The organism is Silvimonas sp. JCM 19000 (assembly GCF_054652575.1).
This window is the reverse complement of record NZ_BAAIHC010000002.1, coordinates 227,799-246,897: the sequence shown is the minus strand read 5'-3', so window position 1 is coordinate 246,897 and position 19,099 is coordinate 227,799. Positions and strand designations below refer to the sequence as shown.

Annotated in this window: 17 protein-coding genes and 1 tRNA gene; 11 read left to right on the top strand and 7 right to left on the bottom strand. The window is 56.6% G+C overall.

Going from position 1 to position 19,099, the window contains the following annotated elements; all coding sequences use genetic code 11:
- Positions 1-87: 87 nt before the first annotated feature.
- Both ACYQ1A_RS03510 and ACYQ1A_RS03505 read left to right on the top strand, forming a co-directional pair.
- On the top strand, positions 88-645 hold the full coding sequence (locus ACYQ1A_RS03510) for a GNAT family N-acetyltransferase (RefSeq protein WP_499360242.1): 558 nt from the start codon (positions 88-90) through the stop codon (positions 643-645).
- A gap of 322 nt (positions 646-967) precedes the next feature.
- Positions 968-1,786: a hypothetical protein gene (locus ACYQ1A_RS03505; protein ID WP_499360240.1), complete on the top strand. Its 819-nt coding sequence runs from the start codon at positions 968-970 to the stop codon at positions 1,784-1,786.
- Between the two features lie 67 nt (positions 1,787-1,853).
- On the opposite strand, the gene ACYQ1A_RS03500 is transcribed toward ACYQ1A_RS03505, so the two are convergent.
- Both ACYQ1A_RS03500 and ACYQ1A_RS03495 read right to left on the bottom strand, forming a co-directional pair.
- Complete coding sequence (locus tag ACYQ1A_RS03500) at positions 1,854-2,387, bottom strand: hemerythrin domain-containing protein (RefSeq protein WP_499360238.1); 534 nt, start codon at positions 2,385-2,387, stop codon at positions 1,854-1,856.
- Positions 2,388-2,569: 182 nt separating this feature from the next.
- On the bottom strand, positions 2,570-3,649 hold the full coding sequence (locus ACYQ1A_RS03495) for a YeiH family protein (RefSeq protein ID WP_499360236.1): 1,080 nt from the start codon (positions 3,647-3,649) through the stop codon (positions 2,570-2,572).
- Between the two features lie 221 nt (positions 3,650-3,870).
- Between ACYQ1A_RS03495 and ACYQ1A_RS03490 the strand changes: the two genes are divergently transcribed.
- From ACYQ1A_RS03490 to ACYQ1A_RS03470, 5 genes are all read left to right on the top strand, one after another.
- Entirely contained in the window at positions 3,871-4,200 is a 330-nt protein-coding gene (locus ACYQ1A_RS03490; protein WP_499360234.1) for a CzcE family metal-binding protein, read from the top strand.
- Between the two features lie 53 nt (positions 4,201-4,253).
- Positions 4,254-4,931 carry a heavy metal response regulator transcription factor gene (locus ACYQ1A_RS03485; protein ID WP_499360232.1) on the top strand — a complete coding sequence of 226 codons (678 nt, stop codon included), beginning with the start codon at positions 4,254-4,256 and terminating at the stop codon, positions 4,929-4,931.
- Positions 4,928-6,325: a heavy metal sensor histidine kinase gene (locus tag ACYQ1A_RS03480; protein WP_499360230.1), complete on the top strand. Its 1,398-nt coding sequence runs from the start codon at positions 4,928-4,930 to the stop codon at positions 6,323-6,325. Before ACYQ1A_RS03485 ends, ACYQ1A_RS03480 begins: the two co-directional genes overlap by 4 nt.
- A 247-nt stretch (positions 6,326-6,572) precedes the next feature.
- Positions 6,573-7,679 (top strand): catalase family peroxidase, encoded by a 1,107-nt coding sequence (locus ACYQ1A_RS03475; protein WP_499360229.1) that lies wholly within the window; start codon positions 6,573-6,575, stop codon positions 7,677-7,679.
- Positions 7,676-8,218 (top strand): cytochrome b, encoded by a 543-nt coding sequence (locus ACYQ1A_RS03470; RefSeq protein ID WP_499360228.1) that lies wholly within the window; start codon positions 7,676-7,678, stop codon positions 8,216-8,218. Before ACYQ1A_RS03475 ends, ACYQ1A_RS03470 begins: the two co-directional genes overlap by 4 nt.
- Before the next feature lie 63 nt (positions 8,219-8,281).
- Here the strand turns inward: ACYQ1A_RS03470 and ACYQ1A_RS03465 are convergent, their stop codons facing one another.
- Positions 8,282-9,577 carry a sugar MFS transporter gene (locus ACYQ1A_RS03465; protein WP_499360226.1) on the bottom strand — a complete coding sequence of 432 codons (1,296 nt, stop codon included), beginning with the start codon at positions 9,575-9,577 and terminating at the stop codon, positions 8,282-8,284.
- A gap of 773 nt (positions 9,578-10,350) precedes the next feature.
- On the opposite strand from ACYQ1A_RS03465, the gene ACYQ1A_RS03460 reads away from it, so the two are divergent.
- Positions 10,351-10,441 (top strand) — tRNA-Ser (locus ACYQ1A_RS03460).
- Positions 10,442-10,962: 521 nt separating this feature from the next.
- Here the strand turns inward: ACYQ1A_RS03460 and ACYQ1A_RS03455 are convergent.
- From ACYQ1A_RS03455 to ACYQ1A_RS03440, 4 genes are all read right to left on the bottom strand, one after another.
- Positions 10,963-11,343, bottom strand: coding sequence for an SseB family protein (locus ACYQ1A_RS03455; protein ID WP_499360224.1), 381 nt, complete (start codon positions 11,341-11,343; stop codon positions 10,963-10,965).
- Between the two features lie 909 nt (positions 11,344-12,252).
- On the bottom strand, positions 12,253-13,296 hold the full coding sequence (locus tag ACYQ1A_RS03450) for a WD40 repeat domain-containing protein (RefSeq protein ID WP_499360222.1): 1,044 nt from the start codon (positions 13,294-13,296) through the stop codon (positions 12,253-12,255).
- Between the two features lie 93 nt (positions 13,297-13,389).
- Positions 13,390-13,836, bottom strand: coding sequence for a hypothetical protein (locus ACYQ1A_RS03445; protein ID WP_499360220.1), 447 nt, complete (start codon positions 13,834-13,836; stop codon positions 13,390-13,392).
- A gap of 629 nt (positions 13,837-14,465) precedes the next feature.
- Positions 14,466-14,861, bottom strand: a complete 396-nt coding sequence (locus ACYQ1A_RS03440; protein WP_499360218.1) for a beta-barrel domain-containing protein — start codon at positions 14,859-14,861, stop codon at positions 14,466-14,468.
- An 850-nt stretch (positions 14,862-15,711) separates the two neighbouring features.
- On the opposite strand from ACYQ1A_RS03440, the gene ACYQ1A_RS03435 reads away from it, so the two are divergent.
- The 3 genes from ACYQ1A_RS03435 (at position 15,712) to ACYQ1A_RS03425 (ending at position 19,093) form a co-directional block, all read left to right on the top strand.
- Positions 15,712-16,968, top strand: a complete 1,257-nt coding sequence (locus tag ACYQ1A_RS03435) for a porin (protein WP_499360216.1) — start codon at positions 15,712-15,714, stop codon at positions 16,966-16,968.
- A gap of 262 nt (positions 16,969-17,230) precedes the next feature.
- Positions 17,231-18,172 carry a sugar kinase gene (locus ACYQ1A_RS03430; RefSeq protein WP_499360214.1) on the top strand — a complete coding sequence of 314 codons (942 nt, stop codon included), beginning with the start codon at positions 17,231-17,233 and terminating at the stop codon, positions 18,170-18,172.
- Between the two features lie 192 nt (positions 18,173-18,364).
- Positions 18,365-19,093 carry a GntR family transcriptional regulator gene (locus tag ACYQ1A_RS03425; RefSeq protein ID WP_499360213.1) on the top strand — a complete coding sequence of 243 codons (729 nt, stop codon included), beginning with the start codon at positions 18,365-18,367 and terminating at the stop codon, positions 19,091-19,093.
- The last annotated feature ends 6 nt before the right edge of the window (positions 19,094-19,099 follow it).

The window sequence follows — 19,099 nt, the reverse complement described above, 5'->3', positions numbered from 1 at the left end:
ACGCAGCGCGGCCACGCCACGGCGGCTTGCCCAGCGCCGGGCGTGTCATTTAAATTGATCGGCCCGACCTTTGCTGCGGCCCATCCCATGCTGATTTCCCACCCGCCCGCCGCTGGCGTGCCTGGCTTTTCACTGCGTCAGATCGAGGTCCGCGATGCCAACGCCTGGTATGACTATCTGCGTTTGCCCGAAGTGATTGCACACACCAGCTGGAATCTGCAATCGGCCAACGACCTGGTGCCGCTGATTGAATACTATCGCTCAGAGCCGCCCGATACGGCTCGCCGCATGGTGTTGATCGACGACAGCACCGGCCAACTGGTTGGCAGTATCGGCTTTCACACGGTTTCGCTGACCAACCGTAATGCCGAGATTGCTTACGACCTTGCGCCGCATTTATGGGGCCGTGGCATCGCCACCACCTTATGCCGCAATGTCACCGCCTGGGCGCATCGCGAATATGACTGGCTGCGGATCCAGGCCACCACATTAAGCAGCAACGCCCGCTCTGCCGCAGTGCTGGCGCGAAGCGGCTATCAGCAGGAAGGCCTGCTGCGCGCCTACCGCATCGTGCGCGGCACGCCGGGCAATTTTCTGCTGTTTGCGCATCTGGCCAGCACTCTGGCTGCGGACGCAGCGGCCTGATGCTGAACTCACGCGTCAGTGTATCGATAAAGTATCAGTTTTTATCTGACACCTTCCTACAATTTGACGCCCTCTTACGCGTCATGTCATCGTGCCCCTCGCCCGCCGCGCGTCCGCGCTGAGCGGGTACAAAAACAATAAAAACCGCACTTTCCGCACCTGGTCGCTCCATCCGTCTGTAGCCCATAAATGCCGCACCCGCGCTTGCTTCGCACAAGCCCGGCAAGGTCTCGTCACGCCCGGCGTTTGCGCAAGCGTGCGCGGGTAATGGCCCGGTGTGGTGATGGCCAAACCAAATTCAATTAATAACAAAGAGATGAGCATGCAAAAAATTGCATTACTTTCCGGAGTGATCCTGAGCGCATTGCTGGCAGCGTGTGGCGGCGGTGGTTCAGATGACAACAGCGCCAGCGCCAATACCTCACCCGGCGTGACCGCCACGCCCACCCCGACCAGCGCGCCTACGCCGACGCCGTCCCCAAGCCCCACGCCGACGCCCTCGACCGATGCCACCTACACCCGCATCGTCCCCACACTGGGCAGCCAGAATACCTATGCGAAAACCATGCACGACAACCGCGGCAACACCATCAGTTACAGCTATAAAGTCACGGTCAGCGCAGTCGGCACCGATGGCAGCGGCATCCAGTCGTTCGCTTCCTTGCCTGGCGGCGTCAACCTGATTCTTAATGGCTACGATCGCACGCAATATCCCGAGTCAGATGACATCGATAGCGCCGGGCGCACGCTGCAATATCGCTATACCGGCGCGTCGGGCATGGAAACGGCGTGCAGCTGGAACCCCCACGGCGGCGGCGCGCCAGCGACCATGAAAGTGGGCGCATCGTTTCACACCGACGCTGATCGCACGTGCACCACCAATGGCGTGACCTATGTGGATCATTTTGTCGAAGACGCCACGCTCACGCGGGTGGAGTCGATTACCGTGCCCGCAGGCACGTTCCAGGCATTCCGTTTTGATTACGTGGTGCACTGGAATTCCAATGAAACGGACACCGGCACCTTCTGGCGCCAGGCTTCACCGACCAGCACGCGCCTGCTGCGCGAGACATTTACCAGCAGCTACACCAACCCTGGCTACGGCTGGCTTAGCGACGTGGACCGCGTGCTGATCAACTAAGTGCCAGCGCCAAACAAAACGGGCGACCGCCGCAGCGTGTCGCCCGTTTTTAGGGTTAGTGCCCGCGTTATTGCTTGCTTGGCACGTTAGCCATCAATTCTTCTTTGCGCGCAGCCATTTGTTGCGCCAGTTCCGGCATCTGTTCACGGCCTTTGGCGCGAACTTCAGGGAACCACTCGCCTTCTTCTTCTTCAACGTGGTGCTCGATCATTTCGCTCAGCACGGTAAAGCGCGCGTCGTACATATCGTCGCCGGCGTGCATGGCTTCGAGTTGCGCAATCAGCTCTTTACAGCTGGCGTGTTCGACCAGCGATTCGTCGATTTCATCGTCATCACCCAGAATCTGGCGGCTGGCCGGATAGAAGATTTCTTCTTCGATCTGGGTGTGCATGGTCAGCTCCATACAGGCCTCGCGCACGATGCGTTCTTTTTCGGCCAGGTCGTCGCTGTCCTTGATCTTTTCAAACTGGCGGAACAGCGCCTTGACCTTGCGGTGGTCAGCGATCAGCAGATTGGTTGCGGCATCGGACTTGCTGCCCGGTGCGGCGCGCTGGCTGGTGGATTTACGGGGTGCCTTGTGGCTGGAGGCTGCAGTGGCCATGGTGTTTACTCCGGGTGCGTTGAACATGCATGCAGCTTGCCACCACACTCGCGGCAAAACTGTCGGCACGCCCACGAACCCGGCGTAGGCGCGATGAAGCCCGCGCCCGCCAGCCGCTGACATACGCGCTGGCGCAGTCCGGCATGGCACGAGCGCTGGCGGTCATCCGCTCGCGCAGGGCCTTAATGCCCCAGCAAGGCATTGACCAGCGCCCCGCCCAGCACCAGCCAGGCAAACAGCAACGCGCCCAGCACCAAGGGTCGTAGCCCGGCGACGCGCAACGCGTCGAAGCGGGTGCCAAGGCCGAGGGCGGCCATGGCGGTGGCGAGGATCAGCGTATCCAGATCGTTGCAGTGTGCCTGCCAGGTCTGCGGCAGCAGGTGCAAGGAGTTGAACAGCACGACGCCGATAAAGCCGAAGGCAAACCACGGCACCGCGAGGGTGGCGGGACGGGCGTCAGCCTGCGGGCGGCGGCCGCGCCACAACGCCAGCGTCAGCAGAAAAGGCGCCAGCAACATCACCCGCACCATCTTGGCGATGACGGCACTATCGGCAGCCTGCGGGCTGATGCTGCGCGCCGCCGCGACCACCTGGGCGACTTCGTGGATGGTAGAACCGGCGTAAATGCCAAAGCCACTGGCGCCGCCCTTGATGACATGCCAATGCAGGTTCAAGGCGTACAAGCACGGATACAGCAGGATGGCCAGCGTGCCAAACAAGACCACCGTTGCCACCGCCACACTGACCTGACCGGCTTTGCCACGCACTACCGGCGCGGTGGCCAGTACCGCCGCCGCACCACAGATGGCGCTGCCCGCGGCAATCAACGTAGCAGTCTCGCGGTCCAGTTTCAGCCAGCGGATGCCTAGCCAACAGCCCAAGCCGAAAGTGCTCAGCAGCATGGTGGCGTCTATAGCGACGCCACTCAGGCCGACGTGGCCGATATCCTGCAGCGTTAAACGCAAGCCATACAACATTACGCCGCAACGCAACCACGGCCCGCGCGCCCACTGCACGCCGACGGCACAGCTGGTTTCGAGAGCGGGATAAGCGCTGTTACCGAGCGCCAGTCCCAGCAAAATCGCCAGCGTTAGCGCGCTCAAACCATGGGCCGCAAACCACGGGATTTGCGCCAGCCACAAAGCAAGGCTGGCCAGCACGGCGCACAGCAGCAGGCCTGGCCCAGCAGAGCGCCAATCCAGTTGCTGGCGCTGCGCCGTCATGGCGGCTGGCGCCAAGGCATTGATGTGCTGCGTGGACATGCTGCTTATTCCATATGGATTTAACTTTATGCAATTTATGCATATTAAATACATTCGTCCAATGGATTGTTTGCATGTTTATCATCGATATGCTCGATAAGCGCGGCGGTGGGTAAATGACATTTTTGTAATGGTTTGGTCATGCCGTTTTGCGCCGTGCGGGCCTAAATTGCCCTCCATGCCGCGCCATTCCGGAGCGGCCCCTCACTTCTGGAGCCATTATGAAAACCAGCGCATTCCGTACCTTGTTGCTCGCCGCCTGCTTGAGCGGAGCCAGCCTTGCCGCCGTTGCCGAAGACCACAGTGCCCTGGCCTACGGTGAGCCGATCGCCGAAAACACGGCCAACGCGCCGCGCCAGATCAATCTGGACGCGCATCAATCTGTTGATGTGCAAAAAGGCGAAACCGTAGAACTGGTCAGCAAGGGCGCGCACGAAGACTGGAAGTTTGATGGCGTGCAGCGCGAATTCAGCCTGGCGCATGTATTCCCGACGGCCGATCATGCAGACAGCATTCGCGTGTATGTTGACGATCCGGATCATCAGGACTGAAGTTTGCTCAACACCGTTCTACCCAGCCCAGCCGCCCGCCCACGGAGATTGCAGTGCATATATTGATCGTCGAAGACGAACCCAAAACCGGTGACTACCTGCGTAAAGGTTTGCAGGAATCCGGTTTTGTGGTCGACCTGGCCCGCAATGGCATCGATGGTCTGCATCAGGCGCGAGAGGTGCCGTACGACCTGATCGTGCTGGATGTGATGTTGCCGGGGCTGGACGGCTGGCAAGTGTTGACGCGGCTGCGCGAAGACAGCCAGACGCCGGTGCTGTTTCTGACCGCGCGCGATGAAATCGCCGACCGCATCAAAGGCCTGGAGATGGGCGCCGATGATTATCTGATCAAGCCGTTCTCGTTTGCCGAGCTGGTGGCGCGCATACGCACATTGTTGCGGCGCGGGCCCATGCGCGAGGCCGAACGCCTGCAGGTGGCCGATCTGCAGATTGATGTGCTTAAACGCCGCGTTACCCGTGCGGGCGTGCGCATTACGCTCACCAACAAGGAATTTGCCCTGTTGCAATTGCTGGTGCAGCACGAAGGCGAAGTGCTGTCGCGTTCGCAGATTGCTTCGCAAGTCTGGGACATGAATTTTGATAGCGACACCAATGTGGTCGATGTGGCCATCCGGCGTTTACGCGCCAAGGTCGATGAACCGTTTGTACCCGCGCCACGGCTGATCCACAGCGTGCGTGGCATCGGCTATCGCTGTGAGGTGGTCGCTTGAGCACACACACGCCGTATTCCTTGACCTTGCGCCTGGCCTTGCTGTTGGCCAGTTTGTCATTTGTGGTGAAGGGCCTGGTGGGCGCGGCTTTATATAACGTGCTGGCCGTGCAATTGCGCCTGCGCGACGACGCGGCGCTGGTGGCGCGCGTCGAGCAGATTCGCGCTTTGCTCAAAGACACCAACACGCTGGAATTGATCCATCGCAAGCCGACGCTGTTTGCCAATATGTTGAACAATCGCGAGGCCATGCTGATGTTGCGCTACCCCGGCCAGCCGCCGCTGATCGAGGTCAACCCCAACCACGCCAGCATCCCCACGCCCGCGCCAGTGCCGGCCGACGCGCCGGTCGCGCTGAATGCAGTGGCGCATTCGCGTACCGCCAGTGATATCCCGGTCAGCGCCGTTAGCGCGCTGGCCGTGGCCGATGGTGCAGCAGGCCAGATCGAGATCACCGCCGCACGCACGATGCTGGATCGCACGCGCTTGCTGGCCTTGTATCGCGAGCGGATTTTTTCGCTGGCCTTGGCAGGCGCGCTGCTGTTTGCGCTGGTGGGGTACTTTTTATTGCGGCGCGGCTTGCAGCCGCTGCGACAACTGGCTGCGCACGCCGATAGCGTGAGCATTGCGCGACTGGATGGCCGACTGCAGAGCCGCGATGCCCCGCGCGAACTGCTGCCGCTGATCACGGCCTTTAATGACATGCTGGCGCGGCTGGCGGACGGCTTTATGCAGCTGAGGCAAATTTCGGCCGATCTGGCACATGACTTGCGCACACCGGTCAATAATTTGCTAGGCCAGACGCAGGTGGCGCTGGGGCGGCCACGCAGCGTGGAAGAATATGAAACCTTGCTGGCATCCAATGTGGAAGAGCTGGAACGCCTGATCCGGATGTCCGACAACATGTTGTTTCTGGCGCGCTCGGAACACGCGCAAATGGTGGCGGAAATCCAGCTCCTGCCCATCGCGCAAGAGCTGGCGCGGGTAGCGGAATATTTTGAAGGGCCGGCAGAAGAACGCCAGTTGCGCATCCATGTGCACGGCGAGGGCGAGATCGCCGCCGACCCGATTCTGCTGCGCCGGGCGCTGGGCAACCTGCTGGCCAATGCGGTGGCGCATGCCGATGTGGGCAGCGAAATCCGCGTGCTGGCTGAGCATGGCGACCGCAGCGTCACGCTCAGCGTGGAAAACCAGGGCCCCACCATCGCCGCCGAGCATCTGGAACGCGTCTTTGACCGTTTCTACCGCATAGACGCGGCGCGCACACAATCGACCACCTCCAACGGTTTGGGGCTGTCGATCGTGCGCAGCATCATGCAACTGCACCACGGCGCATGGCAGGCCCACAGCGCCGCTGGGCTGACGCGCTTTTCGCTGACCTTCCCGACCCCATAGCGCGGGGCCGACCGCCCCGCCCGCCCCTCCATACAAACCCCGCCCCTGAATGCACTGCCAAGCGGGCCAGCGTCGGCCGCCTGGCGTGCCCCACGGTGCGCGCTCATGCAGCGGCGCGCGGCATGGCGCCGCCGCCCCGCTTGATGACAATTTTGTCATTCGCACGTCATCCGCGCGTGCGCGCCTGGCCCCTAATCTGCACCCAGCTGCCGCATGGTGTGGTGGCGCTCAACCGATGGGATGGCCGATGGCGACTACTTTTCCTCCACTACGCGCATTGCGGCAGGCGCTGCATGTGCCGCCCGACGCGCCGCTGTTGCGGCCCTTGTTATGGATAGGCGCCGCTGGCGTGGCGGTATTGGGCGCGTATGGCGCCGCCTCGGGTTGGTTTAGCCCGGACCGGCTAAGCCCGCGCCGGATCATCAGCACCTTTAACGCCAACTTTGGCGAACATCCCGGCTTTCGGCGCAACCATGCCAAAGGCGTGTGTGTGCTGGGCTATTTTGACGGCAATGGCAGCGCCAGCAGCTTGTCGACGGCCGCCTTGTTTGGCGCGGCCCGCACCCCCGTGATCGGCCGCTTTGCCGTGCCCGGTGGCAACCCCGGCATTGCCGACGGCAGCGTGCCGGTGCGCAGCATGGCGCTGCAATTTACCCTGCCTGGCGGCGAACAATGGCGCATGGGCATGAACAATACTGCGGTGTTTGCGGTGAATACGCCGCAAGGGTTTTATCAACAATTACTGGCCACCCGGCCTGATCCGGCCACCGGCAAACCTGATCCGGCCAAAGTCGCCGCCTTCTATGCCGCCCACCCCGAAACAGCTGCCGTGCGCGCCTGGAGCAAAGCTCATCCGCCCTCCAGCGGCCTTGGCAATGGCACCTATTACAGCATCAATGCGTTTGAATTGATCGATGCGCACGGCCAGCGCCATGCGGTGCGTTGGGCCATGCAACCCGAGCAAGCCTACCAGGCGCTGAGCAAGCCAGCGCCCAAAGATGCGGATTTCCTTAGCCATGACCTGCAGCAGCAACTGCAACAGGGCCCGCTGCGCTGGCATCTGATCCTGACGCTAGCCGCGCCGGGCGACCCCACCAATGACGCCACCAAAGCCTGGCCCGCTGACCGCCCTACTGTCGACGCCGGCACCCTCACCTTGCAGAGCAGCGCACAACAAGCGGATGGGCCGTGCCGCGACATCAACTTTGATCCAACCATCCTGCCGCACGGCGTCACCGTGTCGGACGACCCGCTGCTGGCCGCGCGCCAGGGCGCTTATTCGCGCTCGTTTAATCTGCGCACCCATGAAGAAGCCGCCGCCCACGCGGCCCCGACCCGCAAGGTGACCCCATGAGACCCACCCGTTTTTCTTTGGCCGCGCGCGTACTGCATTGGCTGATGGCGCCCGCGATCTTTGTAATGTTGTTGCTGGGCAGTGGCATGGTCAGCACGCTGTCGCACTGGCGTCCGCTGTTGCTCGACAGCCATAAGATGCTGGGGATTTTGTTAATGCTGCTGGTGCTGCTACGCCTGGCCATCCGCTTTAGCCGCCCTGCTCCCGCCTTGCCCGCCGAAATGCCCGGCTGGCAGCGCGGGCTCGCCCATTTATCGCACTGGCTGTTGTACGGCCTGATGCTGGCCATGCCCCTGATCGGCTGGGCCATGTTATCGGCGGCGGGCTACCCCTTGCCCGGTATCGGCAGCTGGCATCTGCCCGCGCTGATGGCGCCCGATATTGCGCGCTACGCCGTGCTGCGCCATGCCCACGGCGTGCTGGGACGGGTGTTTTTCTGGACTATCCTGGTGCATCTGAGCGCGGGCCTGGCCCACGCCTTGTTATTCCGCGATGGTGTTTTCAGCAGCATGGCACTGCGCCCGCGTCGATTGCATTGAGCATAAAAAAACCCGGAGGGCCAGGCCTTCCGGGTTTTGATCAGATCTGCGAGCTGGCCGCGATTAACGCGCCGCAGCCGGTGCAGCCAGCGGTGCCGCAGCCTTGGCGGCCGCATCGGCATCCACGCGATGACCACGCACACCAAAGTGCACGATGTAGAGATAGCAAACCAACGGGATCGCGAACGACGCCAGGATATTCATATGATCGGCAAGGAATGCTTGCAACACCGGCACCAAGGCGCCGCCGACGATGGCCATGCTCAGAATGCCGGAGCCTTCCGAGGTATGTTCGCCCAGGCCTTCCAGCGCCAGCGAGAAGATGGTCGGGAACATGATCGAATTAAAGAAGCCCACCGCAATCAGCGCCCACATGGCGATATGACCGCTGCACAGCATAGCCAACGCAATCAACACCACATTCATCAGCGCATTAAACGCCAACAAGCGGGCCGGTTTGATTTTGGTCATCAGCGCGCTACCAATAAAGCGGCCGACCATGGCGGCGCCCCAATAGATAGACAAATAACGACCTGCCGCTTCCGGGGTCAACCCGGCGATTTGCGGTTGGCCCATCAGGCTGACCAGGAAACTGCCAATACCCACTTCTGCGCCGACATAAGCAAAGATGCCGATCGCGCCCAGAATCAGATGGCGATAAGCCCAGACACTGCCTTTTTTGGCCGTCGCAGTGGCGGGGGATTTAGCCGCCGGTTTCACCGCTTCTTCAATCACTGGCAAACGCACTAGCCAGATTGCCGCGGCCAGCGCCAACAAAATGCCGGTCAAAACCAGATATGGCGTTTGCACGGCGGCGGCTTGGGCTGCGGCATTGCTGGACGAACTCGCTTGCGTGCCAGCAATACCCAGAATCACCGTCGCGCCCAACAAAGGGCCCAATGTTGCGCCCAGCGAATTAAACGCCTGGGTGAGATTAAGACGGCTGGATGCGGTTTCCGGTTTGCCCAGCGCCAATACATAGGGGTTGGCTGCCACCTGCAAAAAGGCAATGCCGCTCGCCAGGATAAACAAGGCACCGAGGAAGAACGCATACGATTGCGCGCCCGCCGCCGGATAGAACAAAGCACACCCCACGCCCGCCGTAATCAGACCGACGATAATGCCGCGCTTGTAACCGATCTTGCGGATCAAGGCACCCGCCGGAAAAGACACGACGAAATAGGCAGTAAAGAAACAGAACTGAATCAGCGCGGCTTGCAGATAGCTCAGCGAGAACAGTGCTTTCAGATGGGGAATCAGAATATCGTTCAGTGAGGTAATCAAACCCCACATAAAGAACAGCGAAGTCAGGACGGCCAGCGCCTTGCCAAACTTCGGGTTATGGGCAGATGGGTACATGCAGAAAACTCCACAACGCAACTTGCAAAAACAGGGCGGCATAACAGCCAGCCCGGCACGGGAATCTGCATAAAACGCGCTAGGCCAGCCACTGTCCATGGTGGCGGTTCTGGATCGGCATCGCGGTTTGTTCGCTTCAGGCAGAGCGTCGTCAGTGATGTCCGTGGGCATTGCCTATGCTCAGGCAATAATCCAGCCGCATCCCGATCGCGCCTGCGCATACTACCGCCGCATGCGGACCGCTTGATATACCTGGAAACGTGGATTAGAACGTAGCCGAATGGCCTACAAGCGAGGTTTTTCGCACCATTGCTGGGCTATTTGCTGCGGGGCAACAATTAATTTCCTGTTTGTTGATAATCGAGTCGGCAACGTCAATTTCTGCCTGGCCCACCGCCGAATATCAAATCGGTATTCAAGGTTGCGCCAAGGATAATCGAGCGCACTTGTCGATGAGTCGTGCCGGCGAATGGGTATAGCCCGGTGACACAACCGTGAGCGGGCAAGCCCACCACCACACCAGCGCCATCCGCTCTTATGCACATGACAAGCCTGCTCCAGACCCGCCCCCCACTTCAAAGTGGTCATATATATATAAAACGCTTGGGCCAATGAAAAAACCAGCGCATTTACAAGGACTTCGGATCACACAGCCTGGAGTAAAAGGCGATATTTCCGAGCCCAAATAAGCTGCAATTGCATGAGCGGCGACAGTCTGCGGCAAAAGCGCTTGGCAATTTTGTAGGGATGACGTATAGTGCGGCCTCTTCCGCGGAGAGATGGATGAGTGGTTTAAGTCGCACGCCTGGAAAGCGTGTATAGGTTAATAGCCTATCGGGGGTTCGAATCCCCCTCTCTCCGCCAGCCGGATTTAAAAAAGCCCTGATTGCTCAGGGCTTTTTTGCGTTTGGGGTTTTCTTACCCACGTTTCTAGCCACATTTAAATTTTCGCTTGATGAACATTGGCTGGCCAACCAGTGTTTTAGCGGGGCCAGCAAATTGCCAATGGCGACTTGCTCAGACGCCTCCTTAATCTGGCCCTCTTCCCAACTCCATGCCACGTTGCGGAACTCGGCGTGGAACAGCTTAGTGGCTGACCAACGCTGAAGCGGATATTTGCATCACGCACCTTGCCCCGGCCTACCTGGTCCACGGCAGTCTGCACGTTGTTGTAGATGCCGCGCCACGGAATCCCACCCTAAGTCATGAGCAACGGGTAATGGCATCGAACAGCATTTCCTGGATCTGCAACGAAGAGGGAGATCCTTTCCCTTAACGCATAAAACCATCTACACCATATGCAGGGCACCCACGAGGCCAAGCCATTGCTTCATGTTGAATTGGCAAATCCAGGTGCGTTTTTTCCAAAATCAGTTACCTGCTTGCTAAATGAAATCGCGGATGATTTGCGCAACTCCCTCCGGTGATATATCGAATCCCACCTTCTCGCCAGGATTCACAACCAGACCGTAACTTACAGGTAGGCGTCGCAAGAGGTCGCGGCCTTTCATCACCATGCAATAAGGTGCCATTGCCGCAAAGTCACCAATTCGCTGTTTATCTGAGAAACAGGCAAGCATAAAGAAGTCACCTTTTGGGAATAGCAAAGGCTCAAAGCCGGTTCCATCCGCCATCACCTCTGCTGCACTTGGCACAGCCAAATCCGAAACCAACAGGTGCCTAACGATATCCTGCATCTGTAGCTTTCCGCTCTGCGCCCGCTCTAATCCTGCTTCGAAGTCATTCAGCGGTTTAAACGCTTCCATTACGTGCCACCTTTTGAGAAGGCCTTTGGGTAAAGCTTTTTTGCTTCTCCCTCCTGGATGGTATCGGCCAAGCGTTCATCCTGCTCCCAGTATGTTCCGCAGACTTCACAGCAATGTAGTCGTGAATGCAATTCATAGTTGATAGCCAATTCAGGCGGTGGTCGCCCGGTCTCCCAAAGGCCGCGGCAAACACTGCAGCCCTTCTCCTGCCAACTAGACCCCATCAAAACCTCCTGGAGAGAACCCACTCACCATTGGGCCCTGATTTAAATAGCTTGTTAACCGCTCGTGCCATCATTTACCCACGTTTCTACCCGCATATATGAGCTAGATTCTAGTGCACTCTCTGAGATGACCATCGCCTGCGCTAGCTATCGCTACTCAATACCGACTGGCACCCCTGTCCCACCACCCAATTTGCTGATTTTCCAACGATCCAAGTCCTCATACTCAAATTTGATTTCATAATCAAAGTTTGAATCTATAACCAGCAGGAACACACCCTCCGCCTTGCCTGGTGCAGCCAAAAGGTCTTGACCCTTTTTTGCGATCGGGTGGAAAAAAAACTTTGTGCTTGACGACGTCAATAACATTGACGCCTGATTCAAACACGTAGAAACCCTTCGCCTCAGAAACTGAATCGCGCAGGCAAAATCGCAAATATGCCTTACGCCAAGTCGGGTCAATTTCGCGAACGAGAGATATAAAACGCTACGCAATATCAATGACCAGAGGCGTGGTTGTGTCGTTGACCATTAATACATCCTTCTAACGTAGGTTTGTTCCGGCCCCTGCTGGGGTGTGTTTGCATAAAAGAACAGCATAAAACGGTTATTGCAGCGGGATCAACCACCTGGGAACACCCAAAGTTGGTTCGGCCGAAAAGAAAAATTATATGTAGACGACATATTAGTATTCCAATATAAGAATTTTGTTTCCGCTTGCAACACAAAACTTATTTTCGCCAGGGCCAATCGCCATACTACTAATATAATTTCCCACTGTCAGTTCCGCGATAACTTTAGAGTCGCTTATGTTAACAATATCGATTACGCCATTTCTGTCACGCCCGGCTACTACCAGCGACTTTCCGTTGAGACTAAATTGAATTCTGGATACGCGCCGTTTTAAGGGAGTGAATCGCGGCGAGGGGCTAACTCTTTTAATGTCCCATATCATTACGGGGTCAGTAATAGCATCTTTGCTTGTTTGGCCTATCGCCATCACCAATTCTTTTCCATCGGACGAAAAATCAATATCTTGGATATCCGCCTGCTGATTTCCGAATGGATGAAATGGTTCGCCAGGCTTGTCCTCATTCATATTCCATAGCACAACCCCACTTTGCAGGTCGCGGGGCCAGAATCCAACCTGAGAGATCGCAACCATATGGCTATCTGGAGAAAATTTCACTTGTGTATTGGATACAGGGAAGCTCAGCTGAAATGCATAGCTTTTTTCAACCGTCCAGGTTTTTACATCAAAAATTAATGTACTTTTCCTTGATGAAATAGCAAATTGCTGCCCGTCTGGAGACGCAGACATTGACTTGCAACCGCTGCCCGGCCCCATCAGAACGTCCCTGACCTCCCCAGTCGATACGTTCCAGATTCTAAAAGCGACGGGACGCCCCCCGCAGGTAGCCACGTATTTTCCATCCGTGGTCCAGGCAATATTGTGACCTCCCGGAAATCCATTACCCCCAATATCGATAGTCGATACCAATCGCGCTCTCTCTACGTCCCAGAGATCCACATTTGAATCGTGATCACTTAATGATGCGACATACTTCCCATCCGGACTCAAGGCGATCGCAGATATATAGGAAGAAGAATTCAGTGTTGCAATTTGCTTTATTGACCGCGGGACGGATCCTTCAACGCCTTCAGCGCCACTTACTTCAAGGGAGCCTGTTAAAAATAATACACACATAATTATATTAACTATTCTCATGCATTCCCGGTTAATTTCGATAAATGTGACAAATTAATTGCGCAGCCAATGCCGCTAGAACCAAAGGCTTCACCGGCTTGCTGCCAGGCTTGACTAATTGATGCTCAGCGTTTGCGCAATCTCGGCGGTGCTGGCCATTAGTCCGGCCCGCCCCACGGAAACGACCTCGCCTGCGGCATTAATCGTAGCGCCGGTTTTTAAGGTGTTAATATATTGGCTTATGGTCGTAGATGCTCCATTTGCAATATTAGCGATCTGGTCTAAAGATACGGATTCCCCGTTTTTTACCGCCATGTAGAGCTTGCCCGCCTGAAATATTGTCAGGCTCCCACCTAAGCTCATTGCCAATCCTCCGGCATACGGGACGGCAGCTTTAACGTCAGAGACAACATTTAACCCTGCGCTAACGAGCTGCAAAAAATCAAGAAAACTGTCACTAAGCTTTTTATTGCTCTCCACATCCTCAAACGCGTCTCTTCCTGCAAAGTAGCTTTGCATTAAATCGGAAACAAGGGACGCAACATCATCTGAAGCTGACATCTATTATATTTCCATTAATTTTTCGAAAAAAAGAAGTTTATTTTCATTGAAACAAACAAGATAAGAAATGCAAATGCAAGCCAAACAATTGAGTCAAATAGATAAAATTTATCAAATATTTCGCGATGCAACACGGATTTACCTGGCGAATCAACCTTGAAATATATTGATACTTCCGTACCAATTGGCAAATCTATTTTCGGAAACCCCTCGCATGGCTCCGGGCCCAAATAAATTCCGTGCCCCTCAAATTTATTTTTGGCTACGTGATAAGAATATGTCACATTAGAGGCGATGCAATTTTTATTTGAGACATCTCTCATATTTTTACTTTGTGTGTAATTCTCATATGAAATATTGATCAACGTCGCTTTTGTCTGTTGTCAGCTCCCGCACGCACCTAGCTCGTCACATTTATCTTGCAAATAACCAATCATTCCACCCAAATTCGCAATCACAAAAAAAAGGAAAATCCCAGTGACAATAGCGCCACCCAAGGCGAAATACATTCTTTTTTTACTATATTGAAATACGTAAACTTTACCATAAAATTTCTCTATAGAACTTTGGCTAATTTATATAAAATAATTTGTTTGCTGTCTATATAAAAATCATGAAATTTCGCCCCATCAACGCTCCCGCAAACTCTCACTCGCATATTCAACCAGCGGACTTAAAAAATACTCCGCAACTCTTCTCTTCCCGGTTTTAACCTCCACCGTCACATTCATCCCCGGTGTCAGATTCACCCATTTGTTATCCACATGAATTCGATTCGTCGGCAATGTCACACGTGCCGGATAAATCAAGCCTTTCTTTTTATCCTGTGCCGCATCATTACTGACCTTGATCACTTTCCCGGTCAGATAGCAATAACGCGTATATAAAAACCTTTCGATCTTGATGATCGCGTCCTGCCCTGCATCCACAACGCGGATGTCTGTGTTACCCACACTCACTTCAATGTCGAGCCTGGCGTCCGGCCCGATATCTCTGTGCGATTGCCCGAGGCGGTATGAGCGCATCGGCAATTCTATGCAAATGCATCCCGCAAGCGTGAGGCGGTTAAAGCATAAGTCTGCACTTTCGCAACTGATGCGGCGGCGCGATCAAGAACAGCGGCAAGTTCCACCTGCACAGGTTTGAAGATAGCTGCCACTACGCAGGCCGACGCTGCGGCGATTGTTCTTTGGGTTCAAGAGTGGCTGTCATGGCTGACAGGGGCAGCGTTGTCTTCCCGATGAATTCGCATCCATTTAAAGACTGACCGGCCGCAGCAACAAGCGCGGACATCGCCTTGGCCCTGGCCTGGCCGGCTGCTCTGGATGAGGATTAACGAGCACGCACCGGGGATCGCTCGCTACTACATCAAGACCGAAGCGCACGAAGGCGTCCAGGTGGCGTGCCAGTTGGCTTGGTGCTGATTTTATTGCGGGTCAATTCCGTAGTTACCGTTCATTTCCAGCAAAAAATCCCGAATTTAAATTACAAAATCCGGACATATAGATTCGCAATTGCGCACCGTAAGCGCTGTGCCAAGCCAGCACTGTTGCATTAAAACCCGTTCTTGCAATTCCACGCCCCTATCGAATTATTGTTTGCGCTAGATCAGTTATTGCCCTGCGTGCCCGCTGATATATTAGGCCCGTCATTCTGATATATCACAAATAAGATAACAAACCGAGTAAGGGCCAATATGGATAATACCGCCGGATCAAGCGGGTAGCCGTTTCCGGGCACCGCACACCTTAAACACGCCTCGTATTTAATTTCCGTTTAATTTAACGGGCGGGGATTTGTGCGCGCTAAATTTAACAATGCGTTCGTCTTTATTTAATGAATAGCAATAAACCATTTAATCGGGGAGTCAAAAAAATGAAGAAGGTCGACTACTGCAATCTAAAAACAATGCTGGTGCTCGGTGCAACGGTATTTACAGCGCTGTCCAGCATGGCCCATGCGGCTGATCTGGGCACGGCCACCATCGGCGATTTAAAGATCGAAACCAAGGTATACGGCTTTTTGAATGCGCAAGTTGAATCAGTGAGAGCCGAAGGCGGTGCTACGCCTTACGATAGTCGCGGGCGGGTGTCAGATGGTAATTCACGGTTGGGTTTTTCGGGCACGATCCCGGTTAATGCCACCACCAAAGCGGTGTGGCAGCTCGAAGGCGGTTTGAACAGCTTTGAGAATGGCGGCGTTAATGATCAAGGCAGCTCCGCCACGCTGGAATCGCGCAATTCCTTTATCGGCATTGATGACACGCGTTTTGGTCGTTTGATTGCGGGCAACAACGACTCGGCCTATCGCAGCCTGGTGGGTTCCGGTGGCCAGCTGGGCGGCAACCTCGGCCTCAGCGTGAATGGCCTGGATTTGTTTAATAACACCACCGCGCAAATGACCGGTAATTCAAACAGTATTTTCAGTCGCGGTGAATCGCGTATGAAGAACTCGGTTCATTACTTCTCGCCTTTCCTCAGCGGTTTTCAGTTTGCTGGTTCGTATGGTTTTGATGAATCGCAAAGCAGCGGTAGCAATCGCGAACGTTATTCGCTGGGCGCCAAATATAGCGTGAGCGGGCTGCAGGTGGGCCTCGGCTATGATCGGCAAGCCAATACTGGCGTGCTGGTGGACAACATCGCCAAGGGCACCGGCTTCAGTACTGGCGCGGTGAACAATGTCGACACTTCGTTTTATAAGGCGGTGGCTTCTTATACCTTTACCAGCAAAACCTACGTCGGCGTGGGCGTAGAACGGGCCAGTTACGGCTATAGCAAAAACAGTGTCGACGGCAGCATGAAGCAAAACGACTGGATGATCTCGGCCGCGCAAGATATCCGGGACGATGTCACATTAAAGATTGCCTATGCCAAACTGGGCGGTCTGAGCAATGCCACCACCGGTAGCAGCGACGATTACGCCGCAAAACAATGGGCCATAGGCGCGCAATATAACTTCAACCGCTTTATCTCAACGTATATCTATTACACCGACATCAAGAATAACGCGTTGCAAAACGTCAATTTTGGGCAAGCCCCGGTTTACAGCAATAATTCGGGCAGTTCTTCGGCCTATCTGGCACCCGGCGATAGCCCGCGTGCTGTGGGCGTGGGTTTGATCGCACGCTTCTGAGGTTTTTTGTAGCAACAACAACCGGAATATCACGTTGGCCAGCGCAAGCTGCCGGCGCGGTATTCCGGTTTTTTTATTTGGCCGGAATATGCGCCGATTTTCGGCAATAAATCGAAACCAGGTGCGGGCAATTCTAAAGACTTTGATCAGGATCAGCGCCGGATTTGTGGCTTGTCGCACTATAGCGCTAGCTCGCCGCGCTGCGCAGATCTTGCGCTGCCCGCGGCCCCTTTTCAGTCAGGAATCACAAGGACGCTCAACCATGAAATCCATCCAGCGCATTGCCTTGTTTGGCGAATGCATGATTGAACTACAGGAACAAGTGGGCGGCCAATTGCGCCGTAGTTTTGGCGGCGACACCCTCAATACCGCCATTTACCTGGCGCGCATGCTGGCGGGCCATCCGGCCGAGGTCAGTTATGTCACCGCACTGGGGGATGACCGGCATAGCCAGGCCATGCTGGACGCGTGGCAGGCTGAAAACATCGATACCCATCTGGTTTCACGCCTGCCGGGCCGGGTGCCTGGCCTGTATATGATCCAGGTGGATGCGGCGGGCGAACGCACCTTTAGTTACTGGCGCGACAGCAGTGCGGCGCGGGCTTATTTTGATACCGAAATCAGTGCGCTGGAGCTCGAATTGAGCACGCTCGACGTGCTGTATTTCAGCGGCATCAGCCTGGCCATACTGCCCACCGCCGGGCGCGAACGTCTGCTGGCGGCGGCGCAAGCGGTGCGCGCCAACGGCGGCAAAGTGGTGTTCGACAACAATTATCGGGCGCGGCTGTGGCCCGATAGTGCAGAAGCGCGTAGCTGGTACGCGCGGGCCTTTGCCCAATCTGATATCGCGCTGATCACCCTGGATGACCACACCGCCATGCAGGCCGAAGCGATGACGCTGCAAGACGCGCTGGCGCAGGTCTGGGCGCTGCCCACGCCCGAAGTGGTGGTCAAGCAAGGCGGTGCCGATACGCTGGTGCGCCTGGCCGGCCACGCGCCGGTGTCGATCCCGCCCGCCCCGGTGGCGCATGTGGTCGATACCACGGCTGCGGGCGATTCGTTTGCTGCAGGTTATCTGGCGGCGCGTTTGTGCGGCCACGATGTGATCAGTGCGGCGGAAACCGGCAACACCGTAGCCGGCACAGTCATCCGCCATCGCGGTGCGATTATTGCGCCGACTGCGATGCCGAGCATTCAGCTGTAACCCCGGCCGCCGCCCTGCTCCCGCTCAAGCCGCTACTGCGTTGCCGTGGCGGTTGCTGCGCCGCAGGGCGCTTATCGTAAAATGGCCGTCGGGCGCGCGCCGCGCCTGATGTCGTAAAACATCGCGGACTGATTGAGTGCGGCGCTCGATCGCCAGTCGCTGCCCCATTCCATCCTCACCGGACCAACTCTTATGAAGGCGTCCAGCCAGCCGGCCGCAGCAGCCGATAAAACAGCACTGCAACCCAGCGCAGCGCGCCGGGTATATCAGGATTTACGCCAGCAAATCGTCGATATGACGCTGTTGCCGGGCACCCGTATCAATGAAAAGGACATCGCCATCGCCCACGGCACCAGCCGCACCCCGGTGCATGAGGCGGTGCAACGGTTAGCGGATGAAGGCTTGATCGAAATCATGCCGCGCGTGGGCACGTTTGTGGCGCGCATTCCGCTAGATACATTGGAAGAAGCCATGCTGGTGCGCACCGCGCTGGAGTTGGCGATCGCGGCCAAAGCGGCCGAGCGCGCCGATGCGCAGCAAATCCTGCGCCTGCAAGACATGCTCAAACAGCAACGCCGCTGCGCCCAGGACGGCGATACCCGCGGTTTCCATCATGGCGACGAAGCATTTCACGCCGCGCTGGCCGAGATTTCGGGCCATCCTGGCGTGTGGCCGATGGTGCTGCAGGCCAAGACGCAGATCGATCGCTATCGGCGGCTGACCTTGCCGATGCCAGGTCGGATGGAAGGCGTAGTGGACGAGCATGAAGCCGTGGTCAGCGCCATTGCCAACAACGACGGCGCCGCAGCCACCGCCGCCATGCGCGCGCATCTGGATCACGTACTGCCTATCCTCGAAGTCACCCGCACCATGCGTCCGGAATACTTTATTGCGCATTTGCCCAGCACCACCCCGCGTTAACGCACG